14 protein-coding genes and 1 pseudogene are annotated in these 10,953 nt (G+C 69.5%); 7 read left to right on the plus strand and 8 right to left on the minus strand.

Annotation, left to right across the window (positions count from 1 at the left end; genetic code table 11):
* Nucleotides 1-16: 16 nt before the first annotated feature.
* The gene (locus tag AB0M79_RS30755; RefSeq protein WP_364220537.1) at nucleotides 17-1,009 is read left to right on the plus strand and encodes a LacI family DNA-binding transcriptional regulator; all 993 of its coding nucleotides are present in this window, start codon (nucleotides 17-19) and stop codon (nucleotides 1,007-1,009) included.
* On the opposite strand, the gene AB0M79_RS30760 is transcribed toward AB0M79_RS30755, so the two are convergent.
* The 3 genes from AB0M79_RS30760 to AB0M79_RS30770 all read right to left on the minus strand — a co-directional run bounded on the left by AB0M79_RS30760 (nucleotide 1,010) and on the right by AB0M79_RS30770 (nucleotide 3,989).
* Nucleotides 1,010-2,293 carry an MATE family efflux transporter gene (locus tag AB0M79_RS30760; protein ID WP_364220493.1) on the minus strand — a complete coding sequence of 428 codons (1,284 nt, stop codon included), beginning with the start codon at nucleotides 2,291-2,293 and terminating at the stop codon, nucleotides 1,010-1,012. It lies immediately after the preceding gene.
* Between the two features lie 71 nt (nucleotides 2,294-2,364).
* Nucleotides 2,365-3,366, minus strand: coding sequence for an aminoglycoside phosphotransferase family protein (locus AB0M79_RS30765; protein WP_364220496.1), 1,002 nt, complete (start codon nucleotides 3,364-3,366; stop codon nucleotides 2,365-2,367).
* 212 nt (nucleotides 3,367-3,578) lie between these two features.
* A complete protein-coding gene (locus AB0M79_RS30770) occupies nucleotides 3,579-3,989 on the minus strand; it encodes a hypothetical protein (protein WP_364220540.1) in 411 nt (136 codons plus the stop codon).
* Between the two features lie 56 nt (nucleotides 3,990-4,045).
* Between AB0M79_RS30770 and AB0M79_RS30775 the strand changes: the two genes are divergently transcribed.
* Nucleotides 4,046-4,666: a DinB family protein gene (locus AB0M79_RS30775; protein ID WP_364220499.1), complete on the plus strand. Its 621-nt coding sequence runs from the start codon at nucleotides 4,046-4,048 to the stop codon at nucleotides 4,664-4,666.
* Nucleotides 4,667-4,879: 213 nt separating this feature from the next.
* Here AB0M79_RS30775 and AB0M79_RS30780 read toward each other — a convergent pair whose 3' ends face one another.
* The 5 genes from AB0M79_RS30780 to AB0M79_RS30800 all read right to left on the minus strand — a co-directional run bounded on the left by AB0M79_RS30780 (nucleotide 4,880) and on the right by AB0M79_RS30800 (nucleotide 8,749).
* Nucleotides 4,880-5,536 carry a response regulator transcription factor gene (locus AB0M79_RS30780; RefSeq protein ID WP_364220502.1) on the minus strand — a complete coding sequence of 219 codons (657 nt, stop codon included), beginning with the start codon at nucleotides 5,534-5,536 and terminating at the stop codon, nucleotides 4,880-4,882.
* Complete coding sequence (locus AB0M79_RS30785) at nucleotides 5,533-6,687, minus strand: histidine kinase (protein ID WP_364220505.1); 1,155 nt, start codon at nucleotides 6,685-6,687, stop codon at nucleotides 5,533-5,535. Before AB0M79_RS30785 ends, AB0M79_RS30780 begins: the two co-directional genes overlap by 4 nt.
* A 24-nt stretch (nucleotides 6,688-6,711) precedes the next feature.
* Entirely contained in the window at nucleotides 6,712-7,461 is a 750-nt protein-coding gene (locus tag AB0M79_RS30790; RefSeq protein ID WP_344142592.1) for an ABC transporter permease, read from the minus strand.
* A complete protein-coding gene (locus AB0M79_RS30795; RefSeq protein WP_357538637.1) occupies nucleotides 7,458-8,354 on the minus strand; it encodes an ABC transporter ATP-binding protein in 897 nt (298 codons plus the stop codon). The genes AB0M79_RS30790 and AB0M79_RS30795 overlap by 4 nt, the downstream gene beginning before the upstream one ends.
* Nucleotides 8,355-8,449: 95 nt before the next feature.
* Complete coding sequence (locus AB0M79_RS30800; protein WP_364220510.1) at nucleotides 8,450-8,749, minus strand: hypothetical protein; 300 nt, start codon at nucleotides 8,747-8,749, stop codon at nucleotides 8,450-8,452.
* Between the two features lie 81 nt (nucleotides 8,750-8,830).
* Here AB0M79_RS30800 and AB0M79_RS30805 point away from each other — a divergent pair, with 81 nt between their 5' ends.
* The 5 genes and pseudogenes from AB0M79_RS30805 to AB0M79_RS30825 all read left to right on the plus strand — a co-directional run bounded on the left by AB0M79_RS30805 (nucleotide 8,831) and on the right by AB0M79_RS30825 (nucleotide 10,778).
* Nucleotides 8,831-9,253: a DddA-like double-stranded DNA deaminase toxin gene (locus tag AB0M79_RS30805; RefSeq protein ID WP_364220513.1), complete on the plus strand. Its 423-nt coding sequence runs from the start codon at nucleotides 8,831-8,833 to the stop codon at nucleotides 9,251-9,253.
* Nucleotides 9,219-9,686 carry an Imm1 family immunity protein gene (locus tag AB0M79_RS30810; protein WP_364220516.1) on the plus strand — a complete coding sequence of 156 codons (468 nt, stop codon included), beginning with the start codon at nucleotides 9,219-9,221 and terminating at the stop codon, nucleotides 9,684-9,686. Before AB0M79_RS30805 ends, AB0M79_RS30810 begins: the two co-directional genes overlap by 35 nt.
* Before the next feature lie 258 nt (nucleotides 9,687-9,944).
* On the plus strand, nucleotides 9,945-10,133 hold the full coding sequence (locus tag AB0M79_RS30815; protein WP_364220519.1) for a hypothetical protein: 189 nt from the start codon (nucleotides 9,945-9,947) through the stop codon (nucleotides 10,131-10,133).
* Between the two features lie 77 nt (nucleotides 10,134-10,210).
* Nucleotides 10,211-10,401: pseudogene (locus AB0M79_RS30820) on the plus strand (hypothetical protein); the annotation flags it as partial.
* Nucleotides 10,398-10,778, plus strand: coding sequence for a hypothetical protein (locus AB0M79_RS30825; RefSeq protein ID WP_364220522.1), 381 nt, complete (start codon nucleotides 10,398-10,400; stop codon nucleotides 10,776-10,778). The pseudogene AB0M79_RS30820 and the gene AB0M79_RS30825, both read left to right, overlap by 4 nt.
* The last annotated feature ends 175 nt before the right edge of the window (nucleotides 10,779-10,953 follow it).

Consider the following 10,953-nt stretch of genomic DNA (forward strand, 5'->3'; position numbering starts at 1 on the left):
CGGGAGGGCTCAGGGGATGGGGAGGTCGAGGCCGACGATCAACGATGTTGCCGAGCGGGCAGGGGTTTCCCGGTCGACGGTGTCGCGGGTTCTGAACAGCGAACCGGGTGCTTCGGAGCTGGTCCGGGCCCGGGTTCGCGAGGTGATGGCCGATCTGGGGTACGTGCCGGACCAGGCGGCGCGGGCGTTGGCGTCGGGGCGGCAGCGTGCGGTCGACGTTGTGGCGGTGACGCACGGCCCGGTCATCGGCTGGCTGGGCTCGCATCCGTACTACAGCCGGGTGTTGGCCGGCGCGGCCTCGGCGTTGGCGGGCATGGATGTTCAGGTGCGTATCCAGGCCATCACCCGGGCTGATGATTTCGCGACGGTGGACGCGATCGCCGCGCGTGCCTCGGTCGGTGCGGTGCTGACGAATGTCACGTCGGTCATGGCGTCGCGGTTTCAGCAGCGGTGTCGCCGGGTGGTGCACCTGTCCCCGAGTTCGCCGACGGTGGCGGTCATCGAGGCGGACAACGTCGGCGGCGCGTACGTCGCGGTCGAGTACCTGCACGGACTGGGTCGGCGGCGTATCGCGGCGATCTACGGCCCACCCGACAGTTCGGATGCGGTTGATCGCCGGGCCGGCTACCTGCGTGCGGTTCGCAAGTTCGGTCTGCCGGAGCTGAGCGACGGCGGTGACTACCGGCGTGAGGACGGCCATGACGCCGCCCGCCGACTTCTGGAGGATCACCCCGATGTCGATGCGATGTTCGTGGCCTGTGACCTGATGGCGGCCGGCGCGCTGCAGGCGGTCACCGCCACCGGCCGCAGCGTCCCGCAGGATGTCAGTGTCGTCGGTTTCGACGACAGCATCGCCGCGGTGTGCGCCAACCCGCCGCTGACCACGATGCGCATGCCCGTCGAGGAGATGGCGGCCGCCGCGACCCGCCTTCTACTCGACGGCGCCGTGCGGCCCGGGTATCGACAGTGCTTCCCGGTCGAGCTGGTGACGCGGGCCAGCACCGTCTGATCACGCGTCAACAACCGGACGCCTGATCGTGGTGACAGGGTCGCCGACGCGTACGCGCCGTAGGACAAGCAGGGCGACGAGTGCGGAGACCGCTTCGCCGGCGGCGAGGCCCGTCCAGATCCCGGTGACGCCGGCGTGGCTGAACGCCACGACGAGGGGCGCCTTGATCAGCACGAGCGTGCCGACGGAGATGAGGTACGACGGAGCGGTCCGGCCCAGCGACTGGAAGTACGCCGACACGAGCGGTGGGATCCCGGCCACGGCGGCCCCGACCGCGATGACGCGTAGTGCATGCTCGGTGGGACCGGCGATCGCGGGATCGTCGACGAAGACTGCCACCAGTGGGCCGGAGAACAGGATGAGGGACAGGGCGGCGAGTGCGCCGTAGCCGAGGGAGGCCCGCAGGGCGAGCACGCGGGCGCGGCGGACACGGTCGTGCAGCCGCCGTCCGGCGTTGTAGCCGACGATCGGCTGCACGCCCTGGCTGATACCGAGCTGCGGCATCATCACGAAGGTCTGGATGCGGGCACAGACGGCGTACACGGCAAGGGCCAGCGTGCCCGCGGCCCCGGCGAGCAGGTTGTTCACCAGGACGCCGAGCAGGGTGGCGCCGAACCCGGCGAGGAACGACGGCGTGCCGATGCCGACCAACGCCCGCACGGTCGGGCCGTGCGGGATCAGGTCACGCCACCCGATGTCGTACGCCCGGCGATTGCGGCCGAAGAAGAACCACAAGGCCATACCCGCGGAGACCGCCTGCCCGCCCACCGTGCCGAGCGCGGCGCCGCGTACGCCCAACCCGAAGCCGAAGATCAGGATCGGATCCAGGGCGATCTGTACGAGGACCGCGGCGACCCAGATCATCGTGGCGTAGCGCATGCGGCCCTCGGCGCGGACCAGGCTCGAGAAGCCGGTGGCGACCAGCGTGCCGCACAACAGCACCACCACGTACGCGCGGGTGTCGGCGCGGGCGTCGCCGTGCGCCCCGAGCAGGGTGAGCAGTGGTTCGATGGCGACCAGGCCGACGATGCCGAACGTGGCGGCGGTCAGCCAGAACAGGGCGAACGCGTTTCCTGCCGCGCGGGCCGCACCGGCGGTATCACCCGCACCGAGGCGCCGGGACACCAGGGAGGCGCCGCCCGCGCCGACGGTGGTCGCTACCGCGCCGAGAACGAGCAGCACCGGGGCGGCGAGGTTGACCGCGGCCATCGCCTCGACGCCCACCCCGCGCGCGACGAACCATGCGTTCGTCAGCGCGTAGATGCCGTAGACACCGACCGACACGGTGGTCTGGGAGCAGTTGTGCCACAGCAGCCGGCCGACCGGCCGGGTCCCCAGCGCCGCGGCGCCGACGCTCAGCGGTCCGCCTTGTCGAACGCGGCCATGAGCAGGCGCAACTGCCCGCGGGCCCAGTCGTACTGCGCGGTGGTGGTGTGCCCGCGGTAGACCGTCTCGATGATCATGATGAGGATCAGGTACACGCTGTAGAGCCAGCGGCGCCGCCGTTCATTGACGGTCAATTCGCCGTAGCCGTACCCGCGGATGAATGCCGTCGGGTCGCCGAAACCGTCCGGCAGGTCGATGCCGGTGAACCCGGCCTCCATGAGCGGATCGCCGAAGAAGGCGCGCTCGTGGTCGATGATGCAGACGATCTTCCCGTCCCGGACCATCGTGTTGCTGTCCCACAGGTCGATCTCGATCAAGCGCGGCTCGGTCACCTCGTCAAGAGCGTCCAGGTGCGCGTCGGTCGCCTTACCGATGACGTCAACGTCGTAACCCAGATCGACGCCGCGACGCACGCCGTCGCCCAACGCCTCTGCGAGCTTGCGGGTGAAACAGGCCCGCCAGGTCGGCTCACCCGGCCCGGCCAACGCACCGAACCAGTCCCCACGGATCGCGTTCAGCTCACGGTTGGCCGCGCCCAGCGCCTCGTTGTAGGCGTCCATTTCGGCCAGGGAGAGCTTTCCTTCCTCCCGGAGGATGCCGAGGTTGTCCGCCTCGACGAACGGCATGAAAAAGTAGTCGGCGTCGCACAGCTCTCGGCTCCGGTCGGCGAGATCGACCGCCGGCACCGCAACAGTGCTGCACTCGCGGATCAGACGCAGTGCCGCCAGTTCGGTGGCCATCGCCCCGCGCTCATGGCTCATCACCTCGACGTGCGCCGGCGGCGCGATCTTCAGAACCACCTGCCGGCCGTCACGTAGCCGGATCCGGTACGCCACGTTGAACCAGCCATGCTCCAGCTCGCTGGCCCACTCCCGATCGTCGCCCTCGGGAACCTGATCAGCCCCGTAGGCACGGGCGATCATCGCCCGCAACGTCGCGGGTGACTGGCGGTTCTTCGTGATGCTCTCCATGAACGGGTCCGTTTCGAGTGATGAGCCGACGCGTACGGCAGACGGCGTTATGCGGCACGGTGGTAGGCACCGGACAGACGCCCGGTTGCTGGGCTTGTGGTCGCTGCCGGCTATGCGGACGAGGACGGAACGCACGGTAGAGGCGGGAGCGCTCCCGCGAGAAGACCTCGCTCGGCGCGGTCTTCAACCCGTGCTGCGCCCGCTACGGGCACCTACGCATGCAGTCGGGCCGACTGAACCCGGCGCCCCGGCTCGTAGCAGCCGTCGCACCGCTTGACGACGACGCCCTCCACGCCGACCTCGGGCCAGGTTCGCAGCCGTTCCTCGTGGACGTCGGTGGTCTGCGGGCAGAGGACAAGATTCGGGGGCGCGTCGATGGGCATCTGCGCCAGGCGGCCCCGCCGTTCGTGCAGCGGCCGGTCGAGCAGGGATTCGCCGCCGGGGGTGCTGAGCAGATCGAAGGCGACGAAGTGTGCCGGGTGACTTCGGGCGATCTCCGCGAGCTGACGTCCGGCGGTCACCCAGCGCCGCAGCAGCGCAAAATCGTGCCCTCGGCCCAGTTGAACCTCGGGCCTGGCACTGCAAGATCGTCGTCGGATTCGTGTCGGCGAGTTACGAACCACGGCGCGGTGAGGTCCAGGGCTGCTCCCCTTGCCGTCGGATGGCAAGCTCGTGTCCCATGACCGAGGATTTCGCTAAGGGCCATCTGCACGGCCAGCTCAGGCGGACACGTCAGACGCTGGTCTGGAAGCTCGAGGGCCTGTCCGAGTACGACGTCCGGCGTCCCTTGACAGCGACGGGGACCAACCTCCTCGGCCTGGTGAAGCACCTGGCGACCCTGGAGGCCTGGTATTTCGGTGAGGTGTTCGGCCGCCCGTACCCGGAGCCGCTGGGGCGATGGCAGGACGCGGACGGCAGCGACCTGTGGGTGACCCCGGACGAGACCCGCGAGCAGATCCTCGACTTCTATCAGCGTGCCTGGGGGCATGCGGACGTGACGATCGAAGAGCTTCCCATCGACGCGCCTGGCCACGTGCCGTGGTGGTCGCGGCCGGACGTCAAGCTGTTCAACATCATGGTCCACGTCCTTCAGGAGACCGCCCGGCATGCCGGACACGCTGACATCCTGCGTGAGCAGCTCGATGGCCGGACCGGGGTGAGGGCTGAGTACGAGGAGCAGATCGACACGGCGGCCCGGGAGGCGTACTGGGCGAAGATCGAGCGGGCTGCGCGGGAAGCGGCCGGCGGCTCGCATCATGCCGACCTATCCGACGCGGATTGCGCGGTGGGGACGCCGTGAGAAATCCGATCTCGTGGGGGTTCGCCCGTGAGGGCGGTCATCGTCGCGGCCGTAGGCTCCAGAGCTAGCAGCTCACGAGGGACCGAGCCCATCCGATGCAATTCCCGAGGGTTCGCGAACGACTCGGTGACCACATTCCTGACCACCGGGCAACTTCCGCAACGCGACCTCGACTGGGCGGCCGAGCCCGGCTGACGGCCGCCCGCCGGGTGCTCAGGTGCGTGGTTGGACCAGGCCGTTGTCGTACGCGAAGATGACGGCCTGGATCCGGTCCCGTGCGCCGATCTTGGCCAGGACGCGTCCGACGTGCTTCTTCACCGTTGACTCGGTGAGGCTCAAGCGTTCGGCGATCTCGGTGTTGGTGGCGCCCTGCCCGATCGCCTCGAGGACCTCCCGCTCACGCTCGCTCAGCGTGGCCAGCCGGGGATCGGTGCCGGCTGTCGGTGCCGCGTCTTGCAGGTAGGCGTCCATCAGCTTGCGGGTCAGGCTGGGCGCCACCACCGAGTCTCCGCTGGCGACGGCTCGGATGCCGGCGAGCAGCTCCTCGGGGCGGGCGTCCTTGAGCAGGAAGCCGCTAGCCCCGGCTCGTAGCCCGGCGTAGACGTATTCGTCCAGGTCGAATGTGGTCAGGATCAGCACGTGGCTGCGGGAGCCGGCCGCGGTGATGCGGCGGGTGGCCTCGATACCGTCCATGCCGGGCATGCGCACGTCCATCAGCACCACATCGGGCCGGGCCTGTTCGGCCATCCGCACCGCCTCGGCGCCGGTGGCGGCCTCGCCCACCACGGTCATGCCGGGGGTGCCCTCGAGCAGCATCTTGAAGCCCATGCGCTGCAGCGGCTGGTCGTCGGCGATCAGGACGGTGGTCACGAGGGCTCCTTGAGGACGACGTCGACGAGCCAGCCGTTCCCGGCCGGGCCGGCGGTCACCACACCGCCGTACATGGCGGCGCGTTCGCGCATGCCGAGCAGGCCGTGGCTCGGTGCGGCCGGTGCGCCACGGCCGTTGTCGCGAACGCGTACCCGTACCTCTCCGTCGCGGGCGGTGAGAGTGACCGTCGCGGACGCGCTGCGCCCCGCATGTTTCAGGGTGTTGGTGAGCGCTTCCTGAACGATGCGGTAGACCGCGAGCTGCACGCCCTTGCCGAGGGTGTGCAGCTCGCCGGAGGTGGAGTAGGTGACCGGCAGCCCGGCGGCCCGTACGCTGGGCAGCAGCCGGTCGAGGTCGTCGATGCCGGGCTGAGGACTCAGGTGAGGGTCGGCGTCTTCCTCGCGCAGTACGCCCAGCACGCGGCGCAGCTCGGACAGCGCCTGCCGGCCGGTGTCCCCGATCAGCCGGAGCGGCTCGGCGGTCTGCTCTCCCCGCGATGTCGCGAGGGCGGCGCCTCCGTCGGCCAGGCCCACGATCACTGACACGTGGTGGCCGACGATGTCGTGCATCTCGCGGGCCACCCGGGCCCGCTCGTCGGCGACGGCGAGGCGGGCCCGCTGGTCCCGCTCGACCTCCAGGCGGGCGGCGCGGTCCTCCAGCGCGACGAGGTACGCCCGGCGGGTGCGCACCGCTACACCGGACGCGGTCGCAGCCACCGTCAGGCCGAGGGCGAGGAACAACGTGAGGGTGCGGTTCTCAGTGGCCGGTCCGAAAAGGTAGATCTGGGCTGTCAGTAGCCCGAGGGTGATCCCGGACGCCCAAGCCAGCGCCCGCCCTGAACCGCGGGAGGCCACCCCGAAGAGCATCACGAGCAGGATCACTCCGGCGCCGACACCGACGTCCAGCAATGCCTCGACTGTTTCGATGGCCGCGGTGACCAGGAACGCGGGAAACGGATACCGCCGCCGCCAGTACAGCGCCGGCAGCAGGACCAGCGTTGCGATCGTCGCCGATAAGGGCTTCTCGATCAGGTCTGGAATGCTGAAGAGCACGATCGGTACGGCCACCAAGGTGTCCATGACCCACGGGCGGCGGCGGTCGAAGGCCCGCAGCCGTGCCTGCCGGTCCACCAGCCATCCCTGCGTGCTCATCAGCCGATTCTCCCCTGCGCGCCGTTAAGCGTCGGTCTTCTTGAGCCCGTACGCCGCCGCGGCGAGTGTCACGATCACATATCCGGCGAAGACCACGAGACCGGTCCACGGCGCCAGGGTGCCGTCTGCGGGGGTCAGTGCCATCACGGCGCTGCCCGCGTTGCTCGGCAGGTACGGGGTGATGGCCTCGGAGATCGAGGCCGGCAGCAGCACGGCCAGACCGGGCACGATGAGCAGCACGCCGGCCAGGATCGTGATGGCGCCCGCGCTGGAGCGTACGAGCATGCCGAGGGCGACGCCGAGCACCGCGACCAGGGCCAGATAGAGGCCGGCGCCGAGAAGGGTGCGAAGCACGCCGTCGTCTCCGAGGCCCAGGCCGCCGACCTTGTCGTTGAGCACGGCCGACCCCAGTGCGAAGGCGGCGAAGGCGGCTGCGGTCATCGTGACGAAGGCGGCTGCCCCGGCCACCAGGCTCTTCGACCACAGCACCGGCAATCGGCGTGGCACCGCGGCGAGGGTCGCCCGGATCATGCCGGTGGTGTATTCGCTCGCCCCCAGCAGCGCGCCGAGCGCGCCGACGGACAGGGCGGCCAGGATGCTGCCGGACAGGGCCAGGTCGATCGGGGTCATGCCGTCGCCCGAGAAGGAAGCCGAGGCGATCATGCCGAAGGCGATCAGGAGGACGGCCGAGATGCCGGTCGTGATCCAGGTGGAGCGCAGCGAGGAGAACTTGGTCCATTCGGCGGCGACGACGCCACCAGCAGTGATCTTCATCGGGCGGCCTCGTATTCGACAGCGTCGCGGGTCAGGTCCATGAACGCCTCTTCGAGGGAGGCGTTCTGTGGGGTGAGCTCGAACAGGGGGATGCCACGGGTGGCCGCGGCCAGCCCGATCTCGCGGGCGGTGGCGCCGGTGACGAACAGTTCCTCGGCGCCGGTCGAGGTGAGGGTGACGCCCGGGCCGGTGATCACCGCGCGCAGCGCGTCGGGGACGGCGGTGACGACCCGGACGCCTTCGGTGGTCACGAAGTTGGCTACGGTGGTGTCGGCCAGCAGTTTGCCCCGGCCGACGATGACCAGGTGGTCCGCGATCAGCGAGACCTCGCTCATCAGGTGCGAGGACAGCATCACGGTGCGGCCCTCGGCGGCCAGGCCGGTGAGCAGGTTGCGCACCCAGAGGACACCCTCCGGGTCGAGTCCGTTGACCGGCTCGTCGAGCATCACCACGGCCGGGTCGCCGAGCAGCGCGGCGGCGATGCCGAGCCGCTGGCCCATGCCGAGGGAGAAGGCGCCGACCCGCTTGTGGGCGACGGCCGAGAGGCCGGCCAGGTCGAGCACCTCGTCGACGCGCGAACGCGGGATGCCGTGCGTGCGGGCCAGGGCGAGCAGGTGGCTGACCGCCGTGCGGCCGGGGTGCACGGCCTTGGCTTCGAGCAGCACGCCGATCTCGCGCAGCGGGGCCTTCGACGACACGTACGGCTTGCCGTTGACCAGCACGTCACCGGAGGTCGGCGCAGTGAGGCCGACGATCATCCGCATGGTCGTCGACTTGCCGGCGCCGTTGGGGCCGAGGAACCCGGTGACCTGACCGGGCTTCGCGGTGAACGACAGGTGGTCAACGACCGTCTTCGCGCCGTACCGCTTGGTTACTTCGCGTACCTGAATCATGCTCTCCACGCTAGGGTCGCGTAGCGCCGAGACCGTGGTACCGCAGTCGGCTCTTCGAGGCGGCCGATGGTACTGCGGTACCACCGGCAGCCTGGTCAGATCCGGTTCTTCCCATGCAGCGAACGGCGCCACGGAAAGCGGTCCGGTGCCGCCGACGCCTGCCGCCACGCCGCCTCACCCGTCAACACAGAACCGTCCGGCGCAACCCACACCCCGCCGGCCAACACCGAGAAGCCATCGAACATCAACGGCAACGAACGCCCGTCCCGCCAGACCAGCACTGCGGTTCTGGCTGCGGTCGGGCAGTGCGTTGCGGCCACCAGGCACCAGGTCGAGGCGGCGATGGCCGAGGCAAAATCGACCGGTAGCTCGGGTGAATGGTCGCGGTCGCCCACAGCACCGCCGGAGTCGACCGCAGAGCCTCCGGACACACCGGTCGCTCACGGTGGTGACGCCCCTGATGAACCGGCCGTAGGTTGGAGTTCAACGGTCGATGGCCAGCGGCTCGCAGCCTCGCTCCCGGCTTTCGGCGGACGCGGGTCGAAGACCCGCGGCCTGCTGGTCGGCCCCGACCTGAACGAACAACCACTGATCAGCGAAGAGAACTGCAAACCAAGGCACTCGCCGCCCGGGTCGGGCTCGCGAGGTCCTGGGCTGCCGAGACCCACGTCGAGGCGCACGCCGCCGAAACGATGGACCGGTTCGGATTGCGGGAGGCGGTGCTGGCGGTCAACAAGAGGCCATGCCCCGGCATGCAGGGCTGTGACCGCCTGCTCCCCCGGCTACTACCGGCCGGCGCCCAGCTGACGGTGTACGGTCCTGACGGATTCCGCAAAACGTACAACGGACCGGAGGAGAATCACGGTGGCAGACCAGACCGTCGAGGTCATCTTCACTGAGGAAGAGGACCCCGTCGTGGTGTCGACCATCGCCGAACTGGATGCGGTGCTCGATCGCGTCACCGCCGAAACCTCACCCGACACGCCGCCCCTGATCGCCCTCGACATGCCGGCACGAGAGCGCAGCCTGACGGTCGGGGTACGAGGCGCCGTCGGTGTGCTGAACTACGTGGATCTCACCACCGGCGACGGATACGCCAGCAAGGGAACAGCCACCGACGCGCCGACCCCGCCATACTTCTACTGCGGCACCTGGACCGGCATCACCGCAGGCGCCGAAATCCCGATCGAACAGGTACGGGCAGCCGCACGGGAGTTCCTGACCACCGGCGACCGCCCCACCTGCATCAGCCGGCTACCCGGAAATGGCCGAACTCCGCGCCCAGCGCCCTGTGATCCTCCAGGCCGTGTCCGCCTTCCTGCACGACCCTGACCCTGCCACCCGGCATGCGGCCGCCATTGCGGCCGCACTGCTCCTCGACAGTCCCGACCTGATCCGCCGACCGGACCTTCTTTCCTTGATACAGGCCGCATCAGCCGAAGCCACCGATGAGCGCCAGCGTGAGCGCGCCGCCGACATTCTCGATGCCTGCGCCACGCAGACTGGAAACGCGACACCATGTGGGAGCGACCCGTGGTGTGCTCCTCCATCCCATAGAGGTAGCGGCTGGAACCCATAGAACCCGCGCTGTTGCCATTGGCGTACCCGGAGACCGAACTGGACGTGGTGACCCTGGCCGAGTCGGACGCCGCCGCCGCTATCGCCGCCGTCGAGACCGGCACAATCGACGCGACATTCCGGGCCGTCACCGTGCCGCCCGGACAGCTGCCCCGGACATCCGCGCGGCGCGTGTCCCGGACGGCCCGCACCAACTGTTGACCGGACCGGCGTACCCGCTCGCCGCCGCCTGTCACGTCACCATCGCCGACCTGTCCGGCCTGCGGATCTGGATCCCCGAGGGTATCCGGGTGATCTCGCTGTTCCCGCCGGACTTCGTGCAGGACGGGCCACGGCAGGCCGACAGCGACTGACCGCCTGGTCGGTCGTCGAGTGCGTCCTGTTCGCGATCGGCCAACCACGGGACTGCTTCATCCGCGAGTTCTACTTCGAACAGGTCCAGCCCGGTGTTGCGATGATCGACCGATGAGCTTGTGGGACGAGTTGGGTGCCGAGGAACGCACCGTCATGCAGAACGCGATCGAAGAGGCGTGGCTCTGCCACGTCATCGGTGACCACCTCGGTCATGCCTCGGCCGGCGGTGCGGTCTGGACGTTCGGCACCGACGAGGAGGCCATCAGGGCACTGATTCCGCGTTTCGCCGCGATCACCAAGGGCCTGGTCGTCCGGGGTCTGATCGAACTCATCCCCACCGAGCGCTACGACGACTGGCCGGAGCACGTGCCGATGACCGAGGCGGAGATCGATGCGGCCCTCGCCGACCCCGGCACCTGGGTGTCCGTTCACGCCACGGGTCCGATCATGGTGATGACCACCGACCACGCGGACCGCCACCTCGGCCGATGACAGGATGGCGAGATCGCCGCGATCCGATGGATCGAATCGGACGGTCGGTGAGTGCGGAGATCGCCGTGCCGGACCGGGACCCGGCCACGCTCGGCCTGCGGCTGCACGCGTTACGTACCGCGCGCGGCCTCACCCAACGGGAGCTGGCCGAACCGCGCTACACCGCGGCCTACGT

Origin of the sequence: Polymorphospora sp. NPDC051019, assembly GCF_040683055.1 — a bacterium.
In the GTDB taxonomy this organism is placed as follows: domain Bacteria; phylum Actinomycetota; class Actinomycetes; order Mycobacteriales; family Micromonosporaceae; genus Polymorphospora; species Polymorphospora lycopeni.